Genomic DNA, 26,679 nt, shown 5'->3' on the forward strand with positions numbered 1-26,679 from the left:
CAGCAGCTATCTGCTTTCCTGAAGCCGTTGAAAAAACCAACGGCGCGCTAATGCACTGGCCGAAGCACCTCTACCGCCCAGTAACTACTTACCATTGCGACAGAGGTGCTTCGGCCAGTGCATTAGCACGGTCTCACCTTGTATTTTACTTCTGACCTAGGTCGTGCGCAGTGAGCTTAGGTACGGTATGAGCCGCCTGCTGCGCCAGCGGGCTCTATTCACTCACGAGCACCGGCGCGTTGCCTGCCGCTTTTGCCGCCACTACCACTCGTTGGTACGCTTTGCTGCCAATGCCTAGGTCGGCGTTTTTCACGTCTTGCACGGGGCCTAGGGTCTGGGCCATCACGCCGCCTTTGGCGTCGGTGTGCACCGTGAGCAAAGGGTAGTCGCGGGAGTACGGCGCCTGAGCGGTTTTGCTGAGGTAAATGTCGTAGTCGGCATTGGGGGCTAGGTTGCGCAAGGCGAAGGAAGCTAGGTCGACCAGCCCTTCGGAGCGCAGCACCAGCGAACCCCCAGCAGCGCCCGCGCCCACAGGCTTTAGCTCGCGCACCACCGAAGGACGCTCGACCAACTGGGTACCTAGGTTGGCCGTCTCGGGGCTGCCGGCCGGCACCGCATTCGGGATGTAGACCAGTGCCATCGGGGCCTGCCCTACCTTCATCTTGGCCAGCACTGTATTGGTGGCCGTGTTAATCGCTACGACTGAGTCCCCGTTTTCCAGGTTTACGTACACGCGGCTGGCATCACCGGAGGACCAGATGCCGTGCGGTAAGCTCCCGACCGGAATAGTCGCCAGCTGCTTGAAACCTGGTTCCCGCGAGTACACTTTCACCACGTCTTCGCCGCCCACACTCACGTAGGCCACTTTTCCCTGACTCGTTTCCAAAGTCGTGACGTGGTTGGTGATGGGCCCGGTGTCGAGCACTTTCATGATGCTCAACGTCTTCACGTCCAGCACCGACACTTTGCCCACGTCCTTATGCGTGAACCAGATCTGCTGGCCGTCTTTAGTAGGAAAGATGTTGGGCGAAAACGGACTTACGACGGGAATGTGCTTGACGATTTTGTACGTGTTAGCGTCCACCACCGTCAGCTCGGGTGAAAAGCTGGAGCACACGAAAGCTAGCTTGCCATCGGGGCTGAAGGCCACCATGCCCGGCCCGTTAGCTACTTGCACGCGGCGCGTTTCGCGCATGGTGGCCACGTCAATGACCGACACGTAATCTTCGCCGCGCACCGTCACCCACACCTCTTTGCCGTTAGGCTTGAACGTGGGTTCGTGCGGGGCCCGGCCCACGTACACACTACCCTTGATGGCGTTGGTGGCGGGGTTGATGAAGGTGAGATTGTTCGAGCCAATAGACACCACGGCCAGGGTCTTGTGGTCGGGCGCGAAACCTAGGCCGTGCACCAGCGCCTGCCCTTTGTAGAGGGCAGAGAGGATGTCGGGTTGGGGCTTACCAAGGATAATTTGGCCCAGCAACTTATTGTCAGCGGGGTCAATGACCGAGACAGTATTAGAAATCTGGTCGGCGGTGTACACCCGGTCGCGGTGGCTCACGGCTTGCGCGCGGCTAGCTAGGGCACTGAATACCAGCAGCCCGGAAAGCAAATATTTCATAGCAGGAAGGAAGAGGAAGATGATTTAGTGTTGGTGCGCGGGCACGGCAGGCGCTACGCTGGTGGCCTTGTCCTGGTGTTTGCGCAGCCACGCATCCATTTGCTGAATTTCGATTTGCTGCTCCGCGATGATGCTTTGAGCTAGGCGGCGCAGCTCCGGGTCTTTGCCGTAGAGCAGCTGCAGGCGGGCCATATCCACGGCGCCTTGGTGGTGGGGCACCATCATAGCCGCGAAGCTAGCGTCGATGTCGGCGGGCGAAACGCCACCCATGGCCTGCATACCCTTGTCCATCACAGTCATCACCGAATCCATCTGCTGGTGAAAGGCGGCTTGGGGCGAGCCGGCGGGCAAGCTAGGGTGGTGCATGCCCGCCATGCTCGTCATACCCGACATGTCGTGCGCCATGCCGCTCATGGTCATTGCCGCCGACATGCTGTGCCCGGTATGACCTTGGGCGTGGGCCGCCGATAAGCCAACTAGCAGCGCGAGAAAAAGCAAGGAGTTCTTCATAACCAATACGTTGCGAGTCCCCAGAAGCAGGAACTACACAAACGTACGGGCTAGGTCAGGCGCGCTATACGCCAGGCGCGGCAAGCTGGCCTTATTCTAGGGCGAATGGGCCTTATGCCGGCCTAGCTTCTAAGCGAAGCGCTTCAGAAACTGCTGAATAACGGCACTGTAGCTACGCGACGACGTCACGTACGCCCCGTTGTTCATCCGAAACACGTACTCGCCGTGCGCCCAGTGCTTGAATTCGCGGATATGATCCACGTTGATGATGCAAGAGCGATGAATGCGCAGAAAGGTAGCGGGGTCCAGGCGACTCTCCAGCTGGGTGAGCGGCGTCCGTAGTGTATATGGCTCCGCGAGGGTGTGCAGGGTAACCACGCTGCCGGTAGCTTCCAGATACAACACCTCAGCGGCAGGCACGAAGAAGTTACGCTCCGTTGTGCGAATCAGAAACCGATCCTGGTATTCAGGCACTTCCGAAGCTGAGTCCGACGCAACAGGCGCAGCAGTAGCTACCGGCCACGCCCCCAGCAGGGAAGCTAGGTGGGTGCTTACGGCGTGGCTTTGCTGCTGGGCGAGTCGCTGCTGCACGCTAGCTAGGCAATCGGCAAACCGGTCAGGGTCGATGGGCTTGAGCAAGTAGTCGACGGCGTGCAAGGCGAACGCCTGCACGGCATACTGGTCGTAGGCCGTCGTAAAAACAATAAGCGGCAGTCGTTGACCTGCTTCGATTAGCTGGCGGAGCACCTGCACACCGTCGAGGTCAGGCATTTGCACATCAAGGAAAGCTAGGTCGTAGGTATTGGCTTGGAGCGCTTCTAGTGCCTCGCGGCCGTTGGTGCACTCGCCAGTCACTTCCACCCGCGGAAAGTCAGTTAGCAATTCCCGTAGGAGGCGGCGGGCCAGCGGTTCATCGTCGACCAGTAAGGCGCGGATTGGGTCCATGCACAGCGGAGTTAGGAAGCGAGGGCAGGTTGGCGATAAGGCAAGGAGATGTGCAGGCAAAAACCTTCATTGGGTGCCGTCTCGACCTCGAAAGTGTACTGGTTGCCGTAGAGGGCGGCCAGCCGGTTCTGCAAGTTGCGCAGCCCAATGCCCCAAGCCATAGAGCCGTCGGCGCCGCGCCCGTCGTCTTTCACCTCCAGCACCAGCCGGTCGGCTTGGCGCCGGGCCGTGAGGGCAAGCTGACCGGCACCTGCATGGGGCGCAATGCCATGGCGCACTGCGTTTTCTACTACGGGTTGCAGCAGTAGCGTCGGGAGCAACGCCCCTAGGGTTTCGGGGGCTAGGTCGTAGTGCACCGCAAGGCGGTCGGGAAAGCGAATTTGCTCAATTTCCAGGTACAGGCGCGTGAGCTGCATTTCTTTTTCCAGGGTCACTTCCTGCTCCTCAGTGCCTTCCAGCACTAGCCGCAAAAATTGACTTAGCTTGGCGAGCATGCGCCGCGCCGTCTTCACATCCTCGGTCATGAGAGCCGAAATGGCGTTCATAGAGTTGAACAGAAAGTGCGGCTGCAACTGCATCTTCAGGGCCTGGAGCTGGGCCTGCACAAGCTGGGTTTCTAAGTGGGCAGCGCGCAGCTGGCCTTCACGGTAGCGCTCCTGGTATTGTACGGCGTAGGCGATGCACAGCAGCATCCAGTAAATGGGCACCCACACGTTGGCATTCAGTACTACTGCCGCCAGCTTAAATCCGCTGCCTGGTTCTACCACTACGTGCATCATGCCCGCGTAAACTAAGCGGTAAATAAGCGTCAGGCCGTAGCTAGCTACCGCGTGCACCAGCAGATAAAGCAAGCGGTAACGGTTCCCCGTCAGATCGAAACGCCGGGCGAGCCAGAACACCAGGGGCGTGAGTAAGCCCCAGATTAGTCCATGCAGCAACCGGCCACCTAGCGCGTCGCGCCAGTCGGTAGGCGTGCCGGTAGATAGGTTTTGCATGAAAACCAGCAGCACCATGAAGACGCTGAACAGCAGCCACGCGACGGCAATGGTGCGGCCGCTGAGCAGCGGCTGCGGGCTAGCGCTGGCTTCTTTCGAGTTTCTACCCATGCTTTAAAGGTACTCAACCGGTGCGGACGCCCGCTGAACCAAGGGGTGAGTTGCCTCTATTACGTGCTAGAATGGATTTCTGTACGTCTGTCAGTCGCTGCGGTCGTCTGCTAGTCCGACGCCTACGGCGTCAGGCCAGCAGCTGTGCCGAATAGATAATGCTGGCAAATCGCACCGCCCGTCTGAAGAGCATTCACTAATATTGCCGACCTGAATCCGCTTGTTATCCGAGCCCAAAACCACTCCTCATGACTCCAGACCAAAGCCAGCTCGCACTAGAAAAGCGTCATGCCGCCGCCGCCGCCCTTCGTTGGGTGCGCGATGGTATGCTCCTGAGCCTAGGTACCGGCAGCACCTCGGCCGCCTTCATCAACTTGCTGGGCGAGGCGGTGCAAGCCGGAAAGCTGCGCGTGCAAGGCACGGCTACGTCGCTGGCCAGCGAGAACCTAGCCCGGCAATTGGGTATTCCGCTGGTGGAGCCTTGCCGCGGGCTACGCTTCGACCTCGCCGTGGATGGCGCCGACGAGCTGGATGGGCAGCTACGGCTCATTAAAGGTGGCGGGGGCGCTTTGCTGCGCGAAAAGCTGCTGGAAACGGCTTCGGACTACCTCCTGGTTATTGTCGACTCTACGAAGCTGGTGCCCCAGCTAGGTCGCTTCCCCCTGCCCCTCGAAGTGGTGCCGTTTGCGCTGCCGTGGGTGATGGATGCCGTCGAAAAGCTAGGTGGCGCCCCCCAAGTGCGTATGGCGCACACAGGTTCGGACCAGCTTTACCGTTCCGACCAGAACAACCTATTGGTGGACTGCTACTTCAATGTTATCTCTGACCCGGAGCACCTGATGCACCAGTTGCAAAACATCCCTGGTATTGTGGAGCAAGGCTTGTTCTTAGGTCTGGCAAAAGCGGCGCTCATTGCTAATGGCGAAGAAGTGCAGGTAATACGGCCCGGCCAAGCGCCCACCCCGGCAAGCGAGTTTGCCGATTTGCCCTAGCTCATGCTTTGCTAGTACAAAGCCAAGGCTTTTGCGCACGTTCGAGATAGTTACAAACAGGCTGAAGACCGACGGTTTTCAGCCTGTTTGTTTTTCGGGACATTCCATCCTAGCAGCTTCGCAGGCGGGTTGATTGCAAGATATCAACCTGTGAACCAGACGCATATCATTGCACGAATAGCACAACCCGAGTAGGCTACGCACGGCGATATAGCGCAGCTAAAAAATATTTTCTGCCGCGACCAACCTTTTGCCATTAGGCTGGCACTTTACGCCAAACTTCAACGCCGTGTCAGCCGCCCCTTTCCAGTTGCCTCCCGACGAACAGCGCCTGCTAACGGCTTGCCTGACCCAAGATCGTCAGGCCCAGTATCAGCTGTATCAACGGTACAAAGCGGCTATGTTTTCGACGGCCCTGCGGATGCTGGGAGGCAACCGGGAATTAGCGCAAGACGCGTTGCAGGAGGCATTTGTCGAAGTGTTCCAGCACTTGCTTGACTTTCGGCAGCAGTCTACCCTTGGCGCTTGGATTAAAGGCATCGTGGTGCGGCGGTCCTTACGGACTCTTCGGGAACAACAGCGCCTGGAAGTCGCCTATGACCAGGAGCACCACCCCGAGCCCCTCGTTCCTTGGCACGACAACCTGACGGGCGAAGCCCTGGACAAGGCCATTGGCGAGCTACCGGCCGGTTATCGGGCAGTGTTCTGCCTCATTGAAGTCGAAGGCTATGCCCACCGCGAAGTAGCCGAATTACTCACCATTACGGAAGGCACCAGCAAGTCGCAACTCTATTACGCTAAGCGCCTGCTACAACGCAAACTCCACTACCTCTATCTATGAGCCAGACCCCCGAACAACCTGAGGCTGGTGGCCTCAACCTCCGGCGGGCCCTCAACGACCTTCCGACGCACGAGCCCGACCCAGCCACGTGGTCCCGAATAGAAGCCCAACTAAGCGCGCAGGCGGCGCTTACCCGCGCCGTGGCTACCCTGCCCGAACACGAACCCGATGCGTTTGTGTGGGACACTATCGCCGCTCGGCTCGACGAGCAAGCGCAGGTGGTTTCCTTACCTAGCACTGCGCCAGCGGCCACCGTTCGGTCGTTGTGGCCTCCCAAGGTTTTGCGTCGGACGCTGGCCATTGCCGCCAGTGTGCTGCTGCTAGTAGGCCTCTGGTGGCAACAGCGGCCGGCTCAACTAGCCACCAGTCCTCGTGAAACGGTGGCCGTCACTCAGGAGGAAGTGGCCACTCCCCTATCACTACCTGCCCCCACCCCAGATCCGCTCGAACAGCAAGGCCGCTCCTTTATTGATGCGCACTGTTCGTCGCTGCCTACGGTGTGCCAATCGGGAGAGTTTCGTGCCCTGCGCACGCAGCTGACGGAGGTGGAAAGCCAGGAGAAACAGCTGCGCCGCGATGCGCGCCGCTTTGGCGAGTCGCCGGACCTGCTGCGCCAGCAGGCCCAGTTGGTAACCTTGAAGGCGACCATCACCCGTGAACTTGTTCAACTGCTTATCTCATGATCATTCCTTTCACTTCCATGCGCATGTGGTGGCGCTCCGGGTTGTTGATCCTGCTGCTAGGGTTACAGCTGTCAGCGGCGCAGGCTCAGCAGAAGGTGCAAGTCGTGACGCGCACCCTGGAGCAGAGCTGGAGCTTTCGGCCGGGCATGAGTGTGACGATCCGGGCGGAAAAGGCCACGATCCGGGTGCAGGGCTGGGACAAGCCGACGGTGCAGGTGGTGCTGCGTTTAAGTGCCCGTCATCCCGAACAAGCAGTGGCCGAGCAGGATCTACCCGTGGCACGCTACCGTCTCCAGCAAACTGGGAACGTGCTGTATCTGCTCAACTTCTTTACGCTGCCGGCCGGCGCTTCGGCCGTGCGCAGTGACTTGCGCGCCGAATACACCGTGATGATGCCAGCCGGTAGCCCCCTGAAAATCGTGAATACCTACGGCCAAACCGAGCTGACTGACCTCACAGGCCAGCAGGAACTAGAGCAAAGCTTTGGCAAGATTGCCCTGCGCAACTTACGCGGGACGCTTACGGTCACGGCCCGCTACGCCGACCTGACCGCGACGAACCTACAGGCTAGCTTCACGTGCGAAGCCAATAAATCGGCGGTGCAGCTGGTGGGGCTAGGCGGCGATTGTACGGTGCACAATTATTACGGCAGCGTCCGCGTCCAGCCCACGGCCAGCTTGCAAAAGCTAACCGTTGTGGCCGACCGCACGGAGGTTACCATCAGCGCGGCCCAACCCGAGTTATTTGCCTACCAGTTGAACGTGCAGCAAGGAGCCTTAGCAGTGCCCCCAGCCTACGCGACCAGTAAAAAAGGAAATGTCAGTCGCGCCTCCTTGACCGTAGCGGCGGGCACGTCGCGCAGCTTAGTGCGCGTGAGCACCTCGTATGCGCCCCTGACCTTGCAAACGCAGCCCCTTTCGCCTCAATTCTAACCCATCTATCCCACTCGCTTATGCTCTATCACTATTCCTTGCGTAGCTGCCGGTCCTTGCTTTGGGCAGTACTGCTGCCCGGTACCTGCTCCCGCGCGATGGCTCAAACGACGCCTGACTCGACCCACTTGAGCTACGGCGAAGAAGTAACGACCCTGCCGACCGTACCCTTACGCGTGCAAGCAGAAGACCGCGGCTTGTGGAAGCTAGGGCTCAACAACTTCTTGCCCGGAACTCATTGGCTTGGAGCGGACAAGTATTATACCCGCTATGGCGTGCACATAGCCTACGAGCGTAGGCTCGACAGCCCTGCTTGGTCGGTGTTGGGCGAAGTCAGTCCGGCGCTTGTCCGCTACCGCGCCGAGCCTGGAGCGTCCCTGCAGCGCAGCCTAAGTGTGCGCACGCAAGTAGCAGGCCGCTACTACTATAATCAGGAACGACGCTTACGGCTGGGCCGCAATACCACCCATTTCTCCGCAAACTATGTATCCGTTGCATTAGGCGCGGGCCTAGGTAAGCAGTCGCGGGAAACGCCCCTACACTCTTACGACAGCCACGGACGCTGGCTCGGTGTCGATGCCGCCGTTCTGTACGGCTTGCAGCGCCGGTGGGGACGCTACGGCTTTGTCGACGCCAACATTGGTGTCAGCAGTTTGCTCGCACCAGCTAGACCGTCCGTCGTGCTCAACGGTAGTTTACGCGTCGGGTTAACGCTCGGCTCTTTGCCAGCCCTTACCTACTCGCCCCGACCAATTGCCCTCGACACCGACGTTTCCCTAAAGCCCAAGGCTTACGCAGGCGTGAATCTCGGTGGCTACCTCTACCAGGTGCATTACTCCGCGCGCAATCCCTATCGAGGGCTAATAACCCTGCGCACCCAAGGGTATGGGACGTACGAGCAACCGCTACTCACGCCCTATGTGTATGCTGGCTATTACCTGCGGCCACGTCTGGCCTTGCAGCTAGGTCTGCAGCGCCAGCGGGCGAACCGACACTCCAGCACCACAGACTTCCAAGGCTATCTATACGCTAGCCAGACCCAGGAGCACGACCTAGCCGTGCCCGTGCTGCTCCGCTATGGCCTAACGCGCTCCTTCCTTCAGCACGTGCAATTTGATGCCGTAGGAGGTCTGGTGCCGGAATGGTCCTCGGTCCGTTATCAAGAACAAACGCGTGTCAGCGGTCAACCGACGGATATGTATAGCTTCCACCGTAGCACCTTTGGTATGCACGCCTCGCTGGGGCTCAACCTAGGTTACGGGTTTGGCCGCCGCCGTCGGATACAAGCCACGGCGGAATGGGTCGCCATCAAGGATCTACGCCAAGACTTACAGAATTTTCAATTCTTGCAATGGGGTACCAGCTTCGGTTTGCGCTACCGTTTTGGCTATCAGTAGGTTATATCGCCAACGCAGAAGCTAGGCATTGGGCAGTAACAATCTACTATTACCTGAAAACCGCCTGTTTTGGCTTGCTGAAGAAGCGAAATAGTCTTTCTTGCGCTGCTCGCTTGTAGCAGTTCCTAGCTAGCCTTTGTGCTTTTCTTTTCCAGTACAAAACCTTATCACTCATCCTTTTATCACCCTACGTTTATGGTACATTTTGCTTACCTGCGGGCATTGGCGCTCGCTCTACTGGTCGTATCCACAACGGGTTGTAACCAACGTGAAGATGACCCGCAGCCTACTACGCGGGTTCCGGTGCCAAACGAGGCCAAATACCATCCGGTTTCCCTGCGCTATTACGTCAAACCGGTAGGTCGTTCTTTTGCGTTGCCAAAGCCCCTGCCGAACATCACAGTAGAATACGAACGGGTCACCGGAGGGTCCTCACAGTCCTACGGCCTGCTCGCGCCCAGTCCTCAGTTCCATGATCAGGAAGTTACCTCAGTCGTCAAGGAAGTAGCATTGCCCCCTATTCCTACCTATGCAAAATCGGGCGCGGTTCAACCGAAAATTACCGTTTCAGCGTGGGTGGACGAGGCGCCCCTAGCCGGCTCCGAGGGAGACTATGAGGTGATCAGTGAATTGCTCATTGATGGCAAGCTAGCGGACACCAACACGCTGAAGGTCGTTTCGGGACAGAATACCCCGCTGTACACGATTGCGCAAACTCAGGTAGCTTATTAAACAACGCTTGAATAGTACGTCTTACTGTCTTATAAGCACTGCGTTTCGAATTTCCTTATGCTCCGTTATTGGCCTAGGTTCATCTGCTCGCTCTCGCTTAGTAGTGCTGCGCTGGTTAGCCGCGGGCAAGCCGTAACGCCCTTACACACCTTCTTTCAGCAGAACTACGATAGCACTATTGTTTACCAGAGTGGTTCCAATTGGAATAATTCACCTCACTACATGATCCTGGCAAAGCACCAGCAGCAACTTGAGTTTTTTACTTACACCAGCCCGTATCGCGATGTACTCGGTCATTACTATCCCGGTCGGCTGGCCCGGCAAATTGCGCGCGAAGAGGCTCACTTTCGAGCAACCATTCCGGATACCAACCGCTACCTGCTCCCCAAAAGAATTCACCCTGCGACGCTTGCACATGGGTGGAGTCAACTACAGGCGCATCAATTATGGCTTGTGCAGGATGACCAACAAGCGCCACCAACATCAAGGACCTGTGTGGTAGAGGATGGGGATGAAAACACCTTCTACCTCATCGACAAGAAGACCGTTAAGGTGGCGCGCTTTTATGCCCCAGCAGCCAAAGAAGAATGCGCAGGAAAAGACCGCAACCGGCAGCAAGCCCTCAAGGCTATAGCCACCTTACGTACGCTTTTGCAGAACGTGCAGTAGCTTACTTAAACACACCTTGTGTGTCTCCTTCCCTAAAAGAAGCTTTGGGAGCAACCTGCTCATGCTTGTAGATGAGAACCGTAGCTGTTGCAGTATGTGGAGCGATAGATTCATCCCGCGCCGAAGAGGATAAAGCACCTCTCATCAGAAACCACAAAGGCACGGCGGAACGCTACCTAGGTAGCGTTCCGCCGTGCCTTTGTGGTGAAACAACGATAAACCAGCACTGGGCAATCAGCCGAGTAGTTGGGCAAGTCCTACCAGAACTTATTAGGAGGGCAAACCGCTTGGGCTCTTTTCTTCAGACGCAAACCTAGCAGCACTTCGTGGCTGCCATGGTGGTAGCCCGACAACTCCGAAGTACCTGCATCATAGGAATAACCTAGCATGAACTGTTCGTAACTCAAGCCTACCATGGCGATAGCCGAATCGAAGGCGCGCCACGATACGCCGGCCCACAACAGGTCTCGGTATTTAAGCTTGGCGTTGAGGTCGAACGAGAGCGGAGCCGGATTAACAGCCTTAACTAATACCGACGGTACCACCGACCAATCTTCACTGAGCGGTATCCGCACCCCACCTGTCACGAAGTAGTGGCGCTTCAGGGTGTTGCCAGGGGCGCCCGCGCCTACCTGGTTGAGTCCGTAGGAGAAGTCGAGCTTATTGCCGAGCAACTGCGTGCCCGATACTCCAACATAAAAACTGGAGCTGTATACCCACAAGCCTACCGAGCCATCGAGCACCCGTGAAGCGGCGCTGGCCGCTTGGGTCGTAGGGTCGAAGAACTGTAGCTGCTGCCCATCAACGGCATATTGTTGCATGCCCACCGATACGCCCAGGGCTGCCCGAATTTTGGGCGTGAGGGCTAGGTTATAGGCGTAGGAAGCATAGGCGCTGGTTCGACTGGTAGGGCCAGTTACGTCTCTGTACACGTAGCCGCCCAACGCGTGAAAGGGCCGGCGCCATTCACGCAGGGTGCGCTTGCCCGTGGTGCGCCACTTGCCCAGCGAAGAGTTGATGCTGGCGTAGTAGGTCTTAGGCGCCCCTTCCAGACCCACCCATTGGGTGCGGTAGCTAAGCTTGACGTCGATGTAGTCCTCCGCGCCCGTTGCGCCGGGGTTTAGGAGGTAATTGTTATTCATGTACTGGCTGTATTGCGCCTCCTGTTGGGCTAAGGCCGGCACGGTGACCAGGAGTAGCAACGGCAGCAGTAGAGATAGAGCTGTTTTCATAACGGGAAGTGCCTTAGTGTCTGGTCAAGAAGAAGGTGGTCTTCTTCGACAAGCCCAGCAGAACAGTTAATACAGGATGGTAATCGACCCACTATAGGACTTGCCCAGCGGCCCCTTCGTGACAACAACGTAGTAATAGGTACCCACCGGCGCGGGCTGGCCGTTGATGTCGCCCCGCCACTCATTAGCCCGACTGTAGTTTTCGGACGAGAAGATTCGGGTGCCCCAGCGGTTAAATACGCTCACCGTCGTGTTGGGGAATTGCTCGATGAACTCGATCTGCCAGGTGTCGTCGCGGCCGTCGCCGTTAGGCGTGAAGGCGTTGGGAATGCGGATGGGCGGGCGCACGGTCACCGTCACCTGATCGGCGTCGGCGCAGCCGCCGGCTCCGGCCGAGAGGGTGTACGTTGTGGTCACCGTGGGCGCGGCCGATGGATGGAGCTGGTCGTTGTTCGGGAAAGAGAGCCCTACTGCCGGCGACCAGGTCACGGGGTACGTACCATCGGCGCGGCCGTCGAGTACCACGGCACTGCCCAGCAGAACTTCCTTATCGGGGCCGGCATCAACGTCAACGGGCGGTTGAATCCGCACGGCTATGCCGTTGGAAACGGCCGTCGTGGGCTGTCCGCACGCGTCGGTTGTACGCAGGCGTAGCGTCACGATCTGGCCCTCCCGCAACGCCGTACTGGTGAAGACCGGGTTCGTGGCGCCGGCTACGTCGCTGCCGTTAACCTGCCATTGATAAGTGGGGGTTAAGCCAGGTTCCGTCACGTTGGCGATGCTGAACGTGAGCGGCGCACCTAGGCAGACTGGTGCACCGGGCTGCACCGCAATGGCAAGCGTGGGCAGCGCAACGGGCGTACGCGTAACTGTAACCGTCGCGGTGGCCGGACCCGTGCTGCATATTCCTACGGAGGCAGTCACCGTCACCCGCACCTGGTCGCCGGTCACGAGCGTACTGCTGGTGAAGGTGGGGCCATTAGCTACGGCGGTGTTGTTGACAAACCACTGGAACGCTGGGGTAGTACCTACGTTAGTTGCCGTGGCGGTAAACGTGAGGGCCGTGCCAGCGCACTGCACGGGCGGAGGCGTCAGACTGACGGTGGGGGTTACAAGGGGCTGCACCTGCACGGCTACTACGTTCGAAACAGCTGTTGAGCAGGTGCCCGTGCCCGACGTTACGCGTCGGCGGAAGTACGTAGTAGCGGTAAGCGAGCTAGGTGCAAAAGTCGGGTTGTTAGCACCACCAATAGCCGTCCAGGTGCTATTGTCCGGCGACGATTCCCACTGGTAAACGTAGGTACCCGTGCCGCCGCTGGCGTCGTTAGTGCTCGATAAAGAGCTAGGGGTAGCACCCGCGCAGATTGTCTGATCGGCGGCAATGCTACCAGCTAGCAACGTTGGCAATACCGTAAGGGTGGCTGTCGGCGAATACACCGGTCCGCATGGCCCCGAGGTTACTCGGCGTCGGAAGTAAGTCGTCGTCGTGAGCGGGCCGGGGGCATAGTCGGCGCCCGTAGCACCATTGATGGCCGTCCAGGTAGCATTGTCCGTGGAGGATTCCCATTGGTAAGTATACGTGCCAGTGCCGCCGGTTGGACTGGTCGTGTTAGTGAGCTGAGCGGGAGTAGCACCCGCGCATAGCGTTTGGTTGGTGCTAATAACGCCCGCTGTTAGCGCCGGCACCACGCCAATAGTAACAACGTTGGAGTAAGCTGGCGCACAACCGCTACTTGCATTGGCGCGGCGCCGGAAATACGTAGTGGTGTTTAGTTGACCTGGCACGTACGTTAATCCATTAGCGCTGCCAATGGCCGCCCAAGTAACATTATCCGTGGATAATTCCCATTGGTACGTAATAGTACCTAGGCCACCGGCCGCCGGTGCGCTACTGGTGAGTGAGCTAGGAGTGCCGCCTGTGCATAGCGTCTGGTCGGCCCCTATGGTGCCAGCCGTCAGCGCTGGAGCTATCGTTATAACTACCACGTTAGAAGGCGTAGTGGTGCAGCCCCCCGATGTGACCTGGCGGCGGAAGTAGGTGGTAGCCGTCAACGGCCCAGGTGCGAAGGTTTCGTTTGTCGCTCCGCTAATAGCCGTCCAGGTACTGTTATCAGCGGATAATTCCCATTGATAGCCGTAGGTGCTCGTGCCACCCGTGGGCCCTGCCGTGCTGGTGAGCAAGTTCGGGGTAGCGCCCGCGCACAGGGTTTGGTTGGCGGCAATGCTACCGGCAGTAAGCGCTGGCAATACCGTCAGAGTAACAGCTGGCGAATACACCGGTCCGCACGGCCCCGAGGTCACGCGGCGGCGGAAGTACGTGGTAGTCGTGAGCGGACCAGGAGCTAGGGTCGAGCCGGTAGCACCCGTTATAGCGGTCCAAGTGCTGTTGTCGGTCGAAAATTCCCACAGGTAGGCGAAGGTACCCGTGCCGCCGCTGGCGTCGGCTGTACTAGTAAGCGAGGCGGGTGTAGCACCGGGGCACAGGGTTTGGTCGGCGCCAACTGTGCCGGCCGTTAGCGCCGGCGTCACCGTGATGGTAATGACATTGGAGTAAGCCGGGGCGCAGGCGCTGCTCGAACTGGCCTGGCGGCGGAAGTAGGTAGTGGTGGTTAGGGTACCCGGTGTGATTTCCAGAGTGCCAGAGCCACCGATGTCGTTCCAGGTACTATTGTCTATCGAATACTGCCACAGATAAACAATAAGACCCGTGCCGCCCGCGGCCGGAGCCACGCTGGTGAGGGCCGCGGGGGCGCTGCCCGCGCAAATGGTTTGATTGGCGGCAATGCTGCCCGATGTGAGAGCCGGGGATACCGTTATGGTAACAGTGTTTGAAACCTCCGAGCAAGCCCCCGATGTAACCCGGCGCCGGAAGGAGGTAGTGACCGACAATGTGCCAGGAGCTAGGGTTTCGCCGTTGGCACCCGGCACGTTCGTCCAGGTTACGTTATCAGTTGAGGATTCCCACTGATAAGCGGGGGTGCCCGTGCCGCCCGAAGCGGGGGCAGTGCTTGTGAGGTTGGCAGCGGCCGCGCCCGAGCAGACGGTTTGGTTGGCCCCGATGCTGCCCGCTGCTAGGGCCGGGGTTACGGTAACGGAGACAACAGCAGTGAAGCTTGGATCACAGTAGGGACCTGATAGGTCGGGCAGCAGCAGTTGAACGCGCCGCTGATAATAAGTCGTGCCAGGCGGCAGCGAAGTGGGTAGCTGGTAGCTGGCACTAGTAGCGCCGGGAATCTCTCTAAAGGAGCCAGGGGTATTATCCGGTGATGATAGCCACTGGTAAACGGGCGGCAGACCTGCATCACTCGACGCATTAACCGTGCTGGTAATAACCGCCGCGGTTCCCTGACATACCTGCTGGGGGGCCGCAATGGTGCCTGGTACAGGCAGGCCTGGTACCTGGATAGTGATTGAGCTTTCGCGGCAGAAGCAGTTGGTTGTGATGCGCAGCGTTATGGTATAAGGGCCGGGTGTCGCGTAAGTATGAACAACGACGGAATCCGTTGTAGACTGACTTATTTTAGTGCCATCGCCAAAATCCCAGTCATAAATTTTTCCGCTAAAATTGATGGACGGGGCCGTAAACGTGATTTGCCGGCAACCCGTAAGCCGCGGAGAGGGGCCGACCCGCAGCAAGGAGCTTTGGTTGAAATTGACTAAGCCTAAACCACTACGGCCTGTTCCCAGCTGCAAGCTATCCTCGGCGTAGCCCACGGCCGCCCCCAGCGAGTCGGGGTAGGCAATGAAGCCCAGGGCGGGCTGGTCGTTGCGGGCCACGTAAATCTTACCATCCGGGGCCACCTGCATGGAACCTAGGTCGGCGGAGGTCTTGAGCGGAATGTTCTGCTTGGGCGGCGTGCCGGTACTGGTGCCGCTGATGTCAAATTGCAGCAACTTGGGTGGGTTCATCACCGTGGCGTATAGCTTACTACCGGGCACAAACTCCACGCCGTAGTATTTGCCCTCGCCACGATCAACGATAAACGGCTTGCTCGGGTCAGCGCTTACCCGACCTATATTAGTATCAAAACTAAATAATTCAACAGTGCTGCTGTTGTCTCCCGTGGTTTCGCTGTAGCGGGCCAAAGCTAGCTGCTGGCCGTTGGGGGTTATCTTCATCTGTCCCTTGTAACCGACGGGCGATATATTAGGAGCGTGCAAAGATCCCACGGGCGAGATGACCGGGGCCGTATCGACGCCGGTTGTCCGCACGCGGTAAGCCAGGAAGGCGTCGCCGCGGTTGTCGTTGCCGGCGGTTGAGTTGCCCCAGCCGTGCACAATTACCCAGATATCGCAGCCATTTTTGTGGAATACACCCGATATTTTTTCGGCGGTACCGCGAGCTAGAGGTGTGTTTTTCGTAGCGAGTATTACTCTACCTGGCCCTCCACCTGCGGGAATCTCAATTTCAGAGTAGCTCAGACCCACAGTGCTGTTCAGCGTGAAGAGCAAGTAACGCGTCGGCTGACCCGGCGCAACAATACCGGGTACCCTGATAGGTAAGGGGCCGTCGGTATTGTTGGCGTTGCCAGCTAAGCCCATACCGTCGGTCATCGGGGAGCCATCACCGTTCCAGACCCTTTCGCCGTTGCTGTAAAAGAGAATTTTACCGGTACCATCCGACATTACCCCGGCGCCGGCGGGCGCATCCATGCCGCTGTTGGTCAGTACTGTGGGCGGAATGGAGTCGGTGGCTCGGTTGAAGTCTAGCCCTGCCTTGTAGCCGAAATACCAGGTGTTGGCGAATTTCTCATCCTGGCTACACTCCGGAGGGGGTGCTGGTGCCGTTTGGGCTAGTATTGTCGTGGCCGCGCCGCTCAGCAGCAGGAGTAGCAGCGTGAGCAGCCAGCTAGCCGCTCGTAGTGTCGGCTTGATTGGGCGCCGATTGCCGATGCCCACCGGCTGGTCCGGCTCAAATAGCTGTGAAGAGGAAGTGCGGGTACTAGATAAGGTATGACAGGGTAGCGTTGCGGGCATAGTAGGGCAGGTAAGTAGCGGACAGATAAGCGGGCACTCCGAAAGCAGAATACCACTCGCCGCCCTTAGAGAACGAAGCTAGATGGCTAGCTATTGCTATCGTGCATTGCTAGTCGGTTTCAGTAAAGCTACACACTGCTAGCCAGGTTTATGTACTGTGATGATTGAATAGTGATAAAGGTCTTGGCTAGTTACCCATTCTGGTCCAGCTTCGTAGAGCCGACATCTTAAGCGGCTCCCTCTCCCCTACTCCCTAGACGAGACCAAGCATCTGTTTTTCGCACCAAATTCTCACCTAGCACCGCTTGTGCTACCTGCTCCAGCCGTCTTCTTTTTGAAGGCTTCACAATGAACGCTTTACGCCTCATTTGAAAAACCTAATGGCAAGTAGAAACAGCTAGGTCACCCGCAGCCTACTTATCTTCTCCGCTTGAGTTCTGATTACCCTTCCAACGCAAAAAGGACCTTCCGAGGCTAGAACAATGGTTTGTTCTGACTCCGAAAGGTCCTTTCAAACTGACAACAAATACGAGCAAGCAAAGCTAGCTCGTATGATGGGTAACCTAGCTTAGCTCCGAGGCCGCAGCGCTATCCAGGAACCATTGTAGGTCCCCTTCTTTGGGGGCAATCAGCTGGGCTGGGTACTCCTCAATATTGCGCTCAGCTTCCAAAATCTGCTGCACGGCCAGGGCTTTGTCTTGGCCATACACCAGAAAAGCCACGGCTTGCGCCTGGTTGATCAGCGGCGCCGTCAGGGTAATGCGGTAGACTTGCTGCTCGGGCAGAAACGCTTCTTTTACCGTGGAGGCTTGCTCGTGCAGCACGGGCGTGTGCGGGAATAACGACGCGGTGTGCGCGTTATCACCTAGGCCGAGCAACACCAGATCGAACCGAGCCGGTAAGCCGTTGAAGTACGACTGAATGTTGGTGGCATACGCCAAGGCAGCTTGCGCTGGCTCCAGCTCCGTATCGACGGCAAACACGTGCGTTGACGGAATTTGTAAGGGGTCGAACAAAGCCGTTTTCGCCATCAGGTAGTTGCTCTCCGGCGCGGTTTGCGGCACGTAGCGCTCATCGCCGAAGAAGAAATCAACTTTATCCCAATCTACTTGGCCCTTGTAGGTATCGGAGGCTAGGAGTTCGTAGAGCTTCTTCGGGGAGTTGCCGCCCGAAAGCGCTACCGCAAATCGGCCTCTCGTTTCAATGTTCTGGTTGGCTAGGTACACGAAGTAGTCGGCGAGGTGCTTGAGGACCTCGTCGGGCGTCGTGAAGACGTTGAGCTTAATGCCAGACTTATTTTTTTCCATTGAGCGGGAGCGTAAACCAGTGGTACCCGTCGCGGGCAATGAGCGCTTCGGCCGACTCAGGGCCCCACGAATCGGCGGAGTAGTTCGGGAAGTTCAGGCTCTTGCGGTTCTGCCAGGTGTTCAGGATGGGCATGATCAGGTCCCAGGCTGCTTCTACCTGGTCGCCGCGCATGAACAAGGTCTGGTCACCTAGCATCGTGTCGAGCAGCAGGGTTTCGTAGGCTTCGGGCGCCTGCGTGGTGTAAGTGCCTTTGTAGTCGAACACCATGTCTACCGTGTTCAGAATCATCTCCAGACCAGGGCGCTTGGCTTGCATTTGCAAACGGATGCTCATCTCGGGTTGGATGCTGATAATCAAACGGTTTTGGTGCCCACCGCCTTCCACCGACTCAATGGGGAATACGGAGTGCGGCACATCTTTAAACTGGATGGTGATAACCGACGACGACTGGTGCATGCGCTTGCCGGTACGTAGGTAGAACGGTACGCCCTGCCAGCGCCAGTTGTCTACGAAGAACTTCACCGCGGCAAAGGTCTCGGTGTTGGACGTTGGGTTAGCGTCATGCTCTTGGCGATAGCCGGGCACTTCTTTGCCCTCAATCCAGCCCGAAGCGTACTGACCGCGCACCGTCGAAAGGCGCACGTCTTCGGGTGAGAAGCGGCGCATGGCACGCAGCACGTCCACTTTACGATTGCGCACCTCATCAGCGTTGAAGTTGATGGGCGGCTCCATCGCCACGAGGCAAAGCAGTTGCAGCAAGTGGTTTTGGATCATGTCGCGCAGGGCGCCTGAGCCATCGTAGTAGCCGGCCCGGTCGCCCACCCCTAGCTGCTCAGTCACCGAAATCTGCACGTGGTCGATGTAGTTGCGGTTCCAGAGCGGCTCTAGCAGCGAGTTGGCGAAGCGGAAGGCCATGATGTTCTGCACCGTTTCCTTACCGAGGTAGTGGTCGATGCGATAGATCTGGCGCTCTTCGAACAGACGGGTGAGCAGCTGATTCAGGTCTTGCGCCGATTTCAGGTCGTGCCCGATGGGTTTCTCCACCACGATCCGCACGCGGTCGGCGGCGGCACCTAGCTTGCTCTTCGCAATATTTTCGGCGATGATGGGAAAGAAATTAGGCGCAACGGCTAGGTAGTAAATGACGTTGGCCTTGGTCTTCCACTCGGCTTCATGCTGCTGAATGCGAGTACCGAACTCCTTATAGGAGTCGACGTTGTTTACATCAGCTACTTGATAGTAAAGGTTTTTGCTAAACACCTCCCACTTTTCCGGTACGGCCTTGCCGGTACGCGAAAATTGATCGATATCCTCTAGCAGATTTTGCCGAAACTCCTCATCCGACAGCTTGGTGCGGCCGGTACCAATAATGGAAAACTGCTCGGGCAGCCATCCTTCCAGATATAAATTATACAAAGCCGGCGCCAGCTTGCGGGCGTTCAGGTCGCCGGTGCCGCCGAAGATGACGAAGACGGTGGGTTGAATGTTATCGTGCGTACTCATGCGATGTGAGCTATTAGCGAGTATGATGATGCGTTGATCGACAGGCAGATACCTAGGTCTGCGAACAGCCCAGGTCCGACACATCAGCGTCCGACCGGTATCGTTGCTGCTGTACGTACGACGTGTCCTAACAGCTCGTTCAACGATACCGGTCGGACGCTAATGCGTCGGACCGGAAGGCGGCTACTTGTTCGGAATAACGGGCTCTTCGTGCTTCACGTAGCCTTCGCCCTCGTGCGTATCCCGCTTGTTAGCAGCATCTTCGTGGTCGGGCGCCCACTGGGTGTGGAACACGCCTTCGTGGCCGATCAACTCGTAGGTGTGCGCTCCAAAATAGTCGCGCTGGGCCTGAATGAGGTTGGAAGGCATACGGCCTGTGCGCAAGGCTTCGAAATAGCTGAGCGAAGCTGCGTAAGCCGGTGTAGCTAGGCCAACCGCCACGGTCTGCGCGAGCAGCGCGCGGGTGCCTACTACCGATTCTTGAACTTGCTTCTGCACCTCCGCGTCGAGTAGCAGGTGAGCTAGGTCGGGCTGGCGCTTGAAGGCGTTGTAGATGTCATTCAAGAACTTCGAGCGGATAATGCAGCCGCCGCGCCAGATCTTGGCGATTTCGGCTAGGTCCAGCTCGTACTTATACTCTACGGAGGCATTTGCCAGCATGTGCATGCCCTGGGCGTAGCTGATAATCATGCTGAAGTAGAACGCCTGCTCTAGTTGCTCCAGAATCTGCTCCTTGTTTGCGTCGCTTAGGGGCTGGCGCGGACCATACAGCCCTTGCATTTGCTCGCGCAGCGCCTTGTACTTCGACATGTCGCGCATCGACACGGCCGTATCAACGGTGCCGAGGGGCGTTTGCAGGTCCATGGCAACTTGTGAGGTCCACTTGCCAGTGCCTTTGGCGCGGGCTTCATCCTTGATGTCGTCGAGCAGCAGGTGGTCGGTGTTCGGCGCTATGAAGGCGAAAATATCTTTGGTGATGTCAACCAAGAAAGACTGCAAGCGGCCTTCGTTCCACTTGGTGAAGAGCTGCTGAATGGCTTGGTTGTCCATACCTAGGCCATTCTTCAGAATGTCGTAGGTCTCGGCTAGCAGCTGCATGATGCCGTACTCGATGCCGTTGTGCACCATCTTCACAAAGTGCCCCGAAGCGCCTGGTCCGATGTAAGTTACGCATGGCTCACCATCTACTTTGGCCGCTACGGCTTCCAGCACAGGCTTCATTTTCTGATAGGCTTCTTTGTCGCCACCAGGCATCATGCTGGGGCCAAAGCGGGCGCCTTCTTCCCCACCCGAAACGCCCATGCCAAAGAAGTGCAAGCCTTTGGCTTGCAGATCCGCATCGCGGCGAGTGGTATCCAGGAAGTAAGAGTTGCCGCCGTCGATAATCATGTCGCCTTTATCGAGCAGCGGGGTTAGTTCCTCAATTACGCTATCCACGATTTTGCCAGCGGGTACTAGCATCATAATGGCGCGGGGCTTTTCTAAGCTAGCAATGAAATCGGGCAGGGCGGAAAATCCTTCAACGGGTTTGCCTTGCCCCTCTTTGGCGAGCAAGTCAATCTTGCTGGCATCTTTATCGTACCCGGCTACCCCAAAATTGTGGTCGGCCATGTTCAACAATAGGTTGCGGCCCATGGTACCTAGGCCAATCATGCCGAACGCGTACTTAGCTGGCTTTTCGCTCATTAGTGCTACGTGTTTTCGTGGTTATACTTTCTGGAAAGGGAAGGAAAGCAGGTTAACTGAAGCGCGCATGAACGAGCATCGGACAGCGCGCAAACCATTGGGTGTACGGAATCTGGCGGCTCCAGATGCTGCAAGGAAGTAAATCGCAGCGTACCGCCCTACTAACAGGATAAAGCGGAGACAGTTTTGGACTAAGCTGCAAAGCGCCGCTGACCGCAACTCTGCCGTTGTGCGCTTGCTAGGTTGATCGAGGAGATAGCTACACTGAAGCTAGCCTATAAAGTGTCCGTTAGTCTGCGCTATGCTCCCCTGCGCCGCTTCCTACTAGCTAGGTACTCTATTAAAAATCAATAGATAACAGGCGGCCATCCGCACATCCGCACCCCTAACCCAGAATAAATACGGAGAACTTCAGGTATAAATACGTAATTATTTTCTCCCGAATCAGTACTCGCAACCTTGCTTGTAGGAATAGCAGTACTCCCTACTTCCGCAGAGGAGTTTTTGCGCCTGAGAGTCTGATGATTCTTTCGCGGCGCTTTTCGAACCGGACTAGAACCTTCCCACCTCACCACCTTCAAAACCAACGTATATGCTCGCCATGGATTATCGGGGCCCCAAAAGGGTCCGTGCCAGTCAGAAGCCAATGCCGGAGATAAAGCACCCGCAGGATGCCATTGTCCGGGTTACTCGCACCTGCATTTGCGGTTCCGACCTGCACTTATATAACGGCAACGTGCCAGATACCCGCGTGGGCTCCACTTTTGGCCACGAGTTTACGGGCGTTGTCGTAGAAGTCGGCCCCGACGTGACCAAGGTAAAAGTGGGTGACCACGTCATTGTGCCGTTCAACGTGGCCTGCGGCGAGTGTCACTTCTGTAAGCAAGGCATGTTTGGTAACTGCCACGAATCGAATACCCAAGCTAGCGCCGTAGGCGGCATCTTCGGCTACTCGCATACAGCTGGTGGCTTCAACGGCGGCCAGGCCGAGTACGCTCGGGTACCCTATGCCAACGTGGGCCCTACGGTCATTCCCGAAGGCATGGACCCGGATGATGCCGTACTGCTAACCGACGTCGTACCAACGGGTTATCAGGCCGCTGAAATGGCTGGCATCCAGCCCGGCGACACGGTTGTCGTGTTTGGTGCTGGGCCGGTTGGTATTATGGCGGCGCGCTGCTGCTGGCTGTTTGGCGCCGGCCGCGTGATCATCATCGATAAGGAAGATTACCGCTTAGAATTCGCGAAGAACTACGCCAATTGCGAAGCCTACAACTTCGAGAAGGACATGGACGATCCGGTGGTATTCATCAAGAAAGCCACTGACTTCATGGGTGCCGACTGCGTGATTGACGCAGTAGGCGCCGAAGCCGCCGGCAACGTGGCGCAAACTATCACGGGCCGCAAGCTGCTGCTCCAAGCTGGCTCGACTACTGCCCTGCACTGGGCTATCAACTCAGTGAAAAAAGGCGGCGTGGTATCGATTGTGGGCGTATATGGTCCTACCGACAACCTAGTGCCGATTGGTAACGTGCTGAATAAGGGCTTGACCATTCGGGCTAACCAAGCTTCGGTGAAGCGCCTGCTACCTAGGTTGATTGACCACATCCAGAACGGCATTATCAACCCGAAAGCGCTTATCACGCACCGCATTCCGCTGGAGGATGTGGCTGATGGCTACCGCATGTTCTCGGCCAAGCTGAACAACTGCATCAAGCCCATTCTCATTTCTCCCTCCGCTAACATCTAACGCGAACTGACCATGGAAAACACGGTGCTAGATCCTCAGAAACTACCCGGTTGGGGCATAGATGCGAACCCCGAAAACGACCCTACGTACCCCATGCGCGAGCCGCGCCTGAACGTAACGCAGGACCCCGACAGCAAACAGCGGCCCTCACAGCAGCCAGTTGATATTGAACTCCTGAAATCCATCGAGCGCGACCACATCTCCTCGGTATTTGGGGAAGCAGCGCCGCCAAGCGGACTCAGCGGCATGATCCGGCGCTGGGCGTTCAAATACAGCGAATCGAACTACGCCCACTGGCTGCCGCTCATTATGGCTGACCGTGTGAACGTGGTGGAAGGCGTGCTAAGCGACCTAGCTCACGGCAAGGTTCCCAACATCTTCGCCGAGAAAGGCTACAAGATGGAGTGGAAATACAACCGCGGACCCTTTGTGCTCAAGATGGCAACTATTGCCGCCGTAACTACTGGCGCCATCCTGTTGTTCACTTCCAAGGACAAGGATAAGCCGAGCAAGAGAGACAAGTACCGGTCGAGAGGTGGGCGTTCCTCACACTTTCCGTACGAGTAATCGTTGCTAACTCCTCAAAAGGCCCCACTGAACCTAGGTTCGGTGGGCCTTTTGCTTTTGGACTCGATGGCAAGGCAGCCATTTACCACGTCCAGACGCGCACCCCAATCAGGCCGTGCATCAACAGCCAGCTTGCTAAGTAACCTAGGCCTAGCGTCATGAAAACAAGTACGCTTTTGGTCCAGCGGCTGGATAGCGTTGACCACTGCCGCCACAGGAGCAGGACCTCTACTCCGGCCAGTCCAGCAAACAACAAAGTACCTAGGTAGATAGCGAGCGTCGTCGCGTTGACGGTGGCAAAAGCAAAGAAGTCTTCCTCGGGCCGCAACAATCGGCTGAGCGCCACCACCAAGGTCAGCGTAGCTAGCAGTGGCACCAAACGCACTGGAAGCTCCTGCCAACGAAGCTGCCTACACGCCGCCTGCCCTAGCCACCAGATTCCTGCTAGCACGGCACCCAACAGCGCTGATGCTCCTAGCAGCAGTAACCCTTGCTGCAAGCGCAAGCTTGCCAACGAAGCTTGTTGGTAGTAGGCGCCATCTTCCAGTATGATCGTTTTAACGCCTTCTGCATCAGTGCCTAGAGTTACGACTGGCGATGCTTGTTGCGGATTGCGGAACAAGCTGCTGCTCATCTGTACCAGCGTATCAAGCCGGCCACGGCCCCTTGTCAGCACGAGGGCATTGCCGGCTTGCGCGAGCTGCGCCCCACCCAGCAGGCGCTCTAGGAAGGCAAACCGCTGTTGTATTGGGTTGCTAGGTTGATAAAAACCTAGGTACGGAGCCACGGCTTCGCTCGCCAACGGCACGACGGCAGGCAGCGTTGGTGCAGGCGCGTTGCGGGTCACGTACTCAGCTACTAGTTGCTCAATGCGGGCGCCGTTAAAGCCTCCATTCACCGCCAGCGCATAACCTACCCCTAGCTTCCGGCTGTATTGAAAGGCAGCATTGAAGCCGACCACCGCCCCGCGGTGACCATGAAAGATAAGATTGTGTGGAAGCGGGCTGGTATGGTTGCCGAAACCGTAGCCGGTGCGCATGCCAAGGCGGGAAGCCAGGGTGCTGTGCACCGTTTCCATATCTTGCAAATACGAGCTAGGTAGCCAAGGCGCACCATTGATCTGCCAGTCGTTCAGGTAAAAACGAATGAAGCGGGCCATGTCCTCAGCGGTAGAATTCAGGGCGCCATCAGCCCCATTACCTAGCATCACGAAGAGAGGCACCGGCACGGCTCTACCCTGCTTCATCACGTAGCCTTGGGCCTGCGGCGCAGATGCCTTGAGATGCAACGCGAAGTTGGTGCGCGCCATGCCCAAGGGTTGCAAAAGCTGCTGGCTGAGGTACGTATCCCAGGACTGCTTTGCTAGCTTTTCAATCAGATAGCCGAGCACGATGTAATCCGCGTTGGAATACGCCATTCGCTCGCCGGGCCGCCACCGGCTGACAAGTTGCTTTTGGAACGGCTGCACGGCAGCTAGGCCGTGCAGGTCTTGGCCCGAGAAGTTGAAGGCTTTGTTTAAGTACACGTCCTCAAAGCCAGCGGTGTGCTCCAGCAGATGCACCACACGCACCGGGTTGGTTCCTTCCCATGCATTCTGAAACGGCACCTCGGGCGCTAGGTCATGAAGCTTATCGGAGAGACGAAGTTTGCCAGCGTGTACCAGGTGAAGGATGCCCAACGCCGTAAAGTTTTTGGTGATAGAGCCAAGCCGAAACTGCGTTTGCGCCGTGACCTTGACACGCGTTTGAAGGTTGGCCTCGCCAAACCCACCGGCAAACAGCACGGAGTCCTTGGTGGCAATAGCGAGCATCAATCCCGGAATCTGCTCTTGCTCCATCACTTCCTGGATTCGGGCCTTGAGTTCAGGCAGATCTTTCGGCGCTTCCGCTGGCTGTGCTCGTTGGGCCAAGGAGCAGAAGCTAGCGCCAAGCAGTAAGAACAAGACGAACAAGTGTTTCATAGCGGTTGAGGACGAAGAGGTTGAATCACAGCCGGAAAGTAGCCAGGCAGCATTCCTACCTAGCCCCGAAATGCGCCAACGGGGTCTTTTCAGCCGCCAGCGCTTCTACTCCCGCCTAAGCGCGACTTGCAGCGGCGTTGGCGGCTCTTTTGCGAGCGTTGACGGAAATCCAGCGCAGCATTTGAGCTGATTTCGATAGTTTGCCAGGGCAACCTTCCTCCTGGTTTTGCGCACTCATGGCCCGTTACCGCACCCTGCTCAACCACCTAGCTTTCTGGACTCTATTTCTGGGCGTAGCGGTTGTGTTCGACACCATTGCGCGAAACCAGGGCGCGTTCAGTGCTTGGCTGTATTTGCGCCAGTTTACGGATCTTTTCACCCTAGCCCGACTGGGGCGCGTTATGTTCACCTTCTACCTGAGTTTGTGGGTGTTCACGCGGTTCTTCTTCCCCCGCCAGGTGGTCGTTATTCTCTTGCAGATCTTGCTACTCGGCGTTTTCGATTCGGTGCTGGGGTATGTTCTAGAGCAGAAAATAATTGGGCCGCTCACCGGCCAATGGTTCTCGCCGCCGGGTACGCCGGTGCTAGGGTTCACCCTGCGCGACCTGACTACCAGCTGGTTGTATGTGCTACTAGCCTTTCTGTTCAAGCACTTGCGCGACCAGCGGCGTACCGAAGCCTTGCAGAACGAGAAGAACGCATTGGAGCTAGCTTACCTGAAATCGCAACTCAACCCGCATTTCCTGTTCAACACCCTCAACAACCTCTACGGCCTAGCCCTCACCGAGCCCGAGCGCACGCCCGACGTAGTGCTGAAGCTAGCCGAGCTAATGCGCTACGTGCTGTATGAGTCGAACGAGCACTACGTGCCGCTCACGAAGGAAATTGACTACCTAACTAGCTACATCGGCCTGGAAAAGCTGCGGCACGAAGGTGAGGTTCATGTTGATTTCAGGGTAACAGGGGCCGTCAGCCACCTTCGCATTGCCCCGCTCCTGCTAATCTGCTTTGTGGAGAATGCCTTCAAGCACGGCACCGTCACCGATGCCACTTACCCCGTTGCATTGCACCTGACGGCCTCCGGAGACACGCTCACCTTCACGACGCGCAACCGCATCGTACCCAAACAAAAAGACCCGGTGGGAGGCATTGGTCTACCTAGCGTGCGGCGCCGACTAGCCCTGCTCTACCCTGACCAGCACAAGCTAGCTACTGGCCAAGAAAACGATATTTTCCGGTGCCATTTGGAGCTAACTACCTAGCTAGCT

Annotated in this window: 20 protein-coding genes; 10 read left to right on the plus strand and 10 right to left on the minus strand. The window is 57.5% G+C overall.

What is annotated here, in order from left to right; all coding sequences use genetic code 11:
- Positions 1 to 214: 214 nt before the first annotated feature.
- The 4 genes from SD425_RS16000 to SD425_RS16015 form a co-directional block, all read right to left on the minus strand.
- Complete coding sequence (locus SD425_RS16000; RefSeq protein ID WP_324670941.1) at positions 215 to 1,621, minus strand: YncE family protein; 1,407 nt, start codon at positions 1,619 to 1,621, stop codon at positions 215 to 217.
- Positions 1,622 to 1,645: 24 nt separating this feature from the next.
- Positions 1,646 to 2,131: a DUF305 domain-containing protein gene (locus SD425_RS16005; RefSeq protein WP_324670942.1), complete on the minus strand. Its 486-nt coding sequence runs from the start codon at positions 2,129 to 2,131 to the stop codon at positions 1,646 to 1,648.
- Positions 2,132 to 2,260: 129 nt separating this feature from the next.
- Entirely contained in the window at positions 2,261 to 3,076 is an 816-nt protein-coding gene (locus SD425_RS16010; RefSeq protein ID WP_324670943.1) for a LytTR family DNA-binding domain-containing protein, read from the minus strand.
- A gap of 11 nt (positions 3,077 to 3,087) precedes the next feature.
- Positions 3,088 to 4,182: a sensor histidine kinase gene (locus SD425_RS16015; protein WP_324670944.1), complete on the minus strand. Its 1,095-nt coding sequence runs from the start codon at positions 4,180 to 4,182 to the stop codon at positions 3,088 to 3,090.
- Between the two features lie 248 nt (positions 4,183 to 4,430).
- On the opposite strand from SD425_RS16015, the gene rpiA reads away from it, so the two are divergent.
- The 7 genes from rpiA (at position 4,431) to SD425_RS16050 (ending at position 10,428) form a co-directional block, all read left to right on the plus strand.
- Complete coding sequence (rpiA, locus tag SD425_RS16020; protein ID WP_324670945.1) at positions 4,431 to 5,174, plus strand: ribose-5-phosphate isomerase RpiA; 744 nt, start codon at positions 4,431 to 4,433, stop codon at positions 5,172 to 5,174.
- 289 nt (positions 5,175 to 5,463) lie between these two features.
- The gene (locus SD425_RS16025) at positions 5,464 to 6,015 is read left to right on the plus strand and encodes an RNA polymerase sigma factor (RefSeq protein WP_324670946.1); all 552 of its coding nucleotides are present in this window, start codon (positions 5,464 to 5,466) and stop codon (positions 6,013 to 6,015) included.
- Entirely contained in the window at positions 6,012 to 6,698 is a 687-nt protein-coding gene (locus SD425_RS16030; protein ID WP_324670947.1) for an anti-sigma factor, read from the plus strand. The genes SD425_RS16025 and SD425_RS16030 overlap by 4 nt, the downstream gene beginning before the upstream one ends.
- Positions 6,695 to 7,630 carry a hypothetical protein gene (locus SD425_RS16035; protein ID WP_324670948.1) on the plus strand — a complete coding sequence of 312 codons (936 nt, stop codon included), beginning with the start codon at positions 6,695 to 6,697 and terminating at the stop codon, positions 7,628 to 7,630. Before SD425_RS16030 ends, SD425_RS16035 begins: the two co-directional genes overlap by 4 nt.
- Positions 7,631 to 7,650: 20 nt before the next feature.
- Positions 7,651 to 9,027, plus strand: coding sequence for a hypothetical protein (locus SD425_RS16040; RefSeq protein WP_324670949.1), 1,377 nt, complete (start codon positions 7,651 to 7,653; stop codon positions 9,025 to 9,027).
- Between the two features lie 195 nt (positions 9,028 to 9,222).
- Positions 9,223 to 9,759 (plus strand): hypothetical protein, encoded by a 537-nt coding sequence (locus SD425_RS16045; RefSeq protein ID WP_324670950.1) that lies wholly within the window; start codon positions 9,223 to 9,225, stop codon positions 9,757 to 9,759.
- 57 nt (positions 9,760 to 9,816) lie between these two features.
- Positions 9,817 to 10,428 (plus strand): hypothetical protein, encoded by a 612-nt coding sequence (locus SD425_RS16050; RefSeq protein WP_324670951.1) that lies wholly within the window; start codon positions 9,817 to 9,819, stop codon positions 10,426 to 10,428.
- Between the two features lie 257 nt (positions 10,429 to 10,685).
- On the opposite strand, the gene SD425_RS16055 is transcribed toward SD425_RS16050, so the two are convergent.
- The 5 genes from SD425_RS16055 to gndA form a co-directional block, all read right to left on the minus strand.
- The gene (locus SD425_RS16055; protein WP_324670952.1) at positions 10,686 to 11,660 is read right to left on the minus strand and encodes a type IX secretion system membrane protein PorP/SprF; all 975 of its coding nucleotides are present in this window, start codon (positions 11,658 to 11,660) and stop codon (positions 10,686 to 10,688) included.
- Between the two features lie 66 nt (positions 11,661 to 11,726).
- On the minus strand, positions 11,727 to 16,637 hold the full coding sequence (locus tag SD425_RS16060; RefSeq protein ID WP_324670953.1) for a gliding motility-associated C-terminal domain-containing protein: 4,911 nt from the start codon (positions 16,635 to 16,637) through the stop codon (positions 11,727 to 11,729).
- Between the two features lie 563 nt (positions 16,638 to 17,200).
- Positions 17,201 to 17,944: a 6-phosphogluconolactonase gene (gene pgl, locus SD425_RS16065; RefSeq protein ID WP_324670954.1), complete on the minus strand. Its 744-nt coding sequence runs from the start codon at positions 17,942 to 17,944 to the stop codon at positions 17,201 to 17,203.
- Entirely contained in the window at positions 17,931 to 19,448 is a 1,518-nt protein-coding gene (zwf, locus tag SD425_RS16070; RefSeq protein WP_324670955.1) for a glucose-6-phosphate dehydrogenase, read from the minus strand. Before zwf ends, pgl begins: the two co-directional genes overlap by 14 nt.
- 183 nt (positions 19,449 to 19,631) lie before the next feature.
- Positions 19,632 to 21,134: an NADP-dependent phosphogluconate dehydrogenase gene (gene gndA / locus SD425_RS16075; protein ID WP_324670956.1), complete on the minus strand. Its 1,503-nt coding sequence runs from the start codon at positions 21,132 to 21,134 to the stop codon at positions 19,632 to 19,634.
- A gap of 592 nt (positions 21,135 to 21,726) precedes the next feature.
- On the opposite strand from gndA, the gene SD425_RS16080 reads away from it, so the two are divergent.
- A complete protein-coding gene (locus tag SD425_RS16080) occupies positions 21,727 to 22,884 on the plus strand; it encodes a zinc-dependent alcohol dehydrogenase (protein WP_324670957.1) in 1,158 nt (385 codons plus the stop codon).
- A gap of 12 nt (positions 22,885 to 22,896) precedes the next feature.
- Positions 22,897 to 23,451 carry a hypothetical protein gene (locus SD425_RS16085; protein ID WP_324670958.1) on the plus strand — a complete coding sequence of 185 codons (555 nt, stop codon included), beginning with the start codon at positions 22,897 to 22,899 and terminating at the stop codon, positions 23,449 to 23,451.
- 82 nt (positions 23,452 to 23,533) lie between these two features.
- Here SD425_RS16085 and SD425_RS16090 read toward each other — a convergent pair whose 3' ends face one another.
- The gene (locus tag SD425_RS16090; protein ID WP_324670959.1) at positions 23,534 to 25,411 is read right to left on the minus strand and encodes a serine hydrolase; all 1,878 of its coding nucleotides are present in this window, start codon (positions 25,409 to 25,411) and stop codon (positions 23,534 to 23,536) included.
- Between the two features lie 236 nt (positions 25,412 to 25,647).
- Between SD425_RS16090 and SD425_RS16095 the strand changes: the two genes are divergently transcribed.
- Positions 25,648 to 26,673: a histidine kinase gene (locus tag SD425_RS16095; protein ID WP_324670960.1), complete on the plus strand. Its 1,026-nt coding sequence runs from the start codon at positions 25,648 to 25,650 to the stop codon at positions 26,671 to 26,673.
- Positions 26,674 to 26,679: the final 6 nt, after the last annotated feature.

The sequence above is a fragment of the Hymenobacter sp. GOD-10R genome, assembly GCF_035609205.1.
GTDB lineage: Bacteria > Bacteroidota > Bacteroidia > Cytophagales > Hymenobacteraceae > Hymenobacter.

Coding starts and splice junctions, on each gene's coding strand:
- SD425_RS16050 (WP_324670951.1), top strand. CDS start 9,817: ATGCTCCGTTATTGGCCTAGGTTCATCTGCTCGCTCTCGCTTAGTAGT.
- gndA (WP_324670956.1), bottom strand. CDS start 21,134: ATGAGCGAAAAGCCAGCTAAGTACGCGTTCGGCATGATTGGCCTAGGT.
- SD425_RS16055 (WP_324670952.1), bottom strand. CDS start 11,660: ATGAAAACAGCTCTATCTCTACTGCTGCCGTTGCTACTCCTGGTCACC.
- SD425_RS16030 (WP_324670947.1), top strand. CDS start 6,012: ATGAGCCAGACCCCCGAACAACCTGAGGCTGGTGGCCTCAACCTCCGG.
- SD425_RS16090 (WP_324670959.1), bottom strand. CDS start 25,411: ATGAAACACTTGTTCGTCTTGTTCTTACTGCTTGGCGCTAGCTTCTGC.
- rpiA (WP_324670945.1), top strand. CDS start 4,431: ATGACTCCAGACCAAAGCCAGCTCGCACTAGAAAAGCGTCATGCCGCC.
- zwf (WP_324670955.1), bottom strand. CDS start 19,448: ATGAGTACGCACGATAACATTCAACCCACCGTCTTCGTCATCTTCGGC.
- SD425_RS16010 (WP_324670943.1), bottom strand. CDS start 3,076: ATGGACCCAATCCGCGCCTTACTGGTCGACGATGAACCGCTGGCCCGC.
- SD425_RS16085 (WP_324670958.1), top strand. CDS start 22,897: ATGGAAAACACGGTGCTAGATCCTCAGAAACTACCCGGTTGGGGCATA.
- SD425_RS16060 (WP_324670953.1), bottom strand. CDS start 16,637: ATGCCCGCAACGCTACCCTGTCATACCTTATCTAGTACCCGCACTTCC.
- SD425_RS16095 (WP_324670960.1), top strand. CDS start 25,648: ATGGCCCGTTACCGCACCCTGCTCAACCACCTAGCTTTCTGGACTCTA.
- SD425_RS16045 (WP_324670950.1), top strand. CDS start 9,223: ATGGTACATTTTGCTTACCTGCGGGCATTGGCGCTCGCTCTACTGGTC.
- pgl (WP_324670954.1), bottom strand. CDS start 17,944: ATGGAAAAAAATAAGTCTGGCATTAAGCTCAACGTCTTCACGACGCCC.
- SD425_RS16035 (WP_324670948.1), top strand. CDS start 6,695: ATGATCATTCCTTTCACTTCCATGCGCATGTGGTGGCGCTCCGGGTTG.
- SD425_RS16015 (WP_324670944.1), bottom strand. CDS start 4,182: ATGGGTAGAAACTCGAAAGAAGCCAGCGCTAGCCCGCAGCCGCTGCTC.
- SD425_RS16005 (WP_324670942.1), bottom strand. CDS start 2,131: ATGAAGAACTCCTTGCTTTTTCTCGCGCTGCTAGTTGGCTTATCGGCG.
- SD425_RS16080 (WP_324670957.1), top strand. CDS start 21,727: ATGCTCGCCATGGATTATCGGGGCCCCAAAAGGGTCCGTGCCAGTCAG.
- SD425_RS16000 (WP_324670941.1), bottom strand. CDS start 1,621: ATGAAATATTTGCTTTCCGGGCTGCTGGTATTCAGTGCCCTAGCTAGC.
- SD425_RS16040 (WP_324670949.1), top strand. CDS start 7,651: ATGCTCTATCACTATTCCTTGCGTAGCTGCCGGTCCTTGCTTTGGGCA.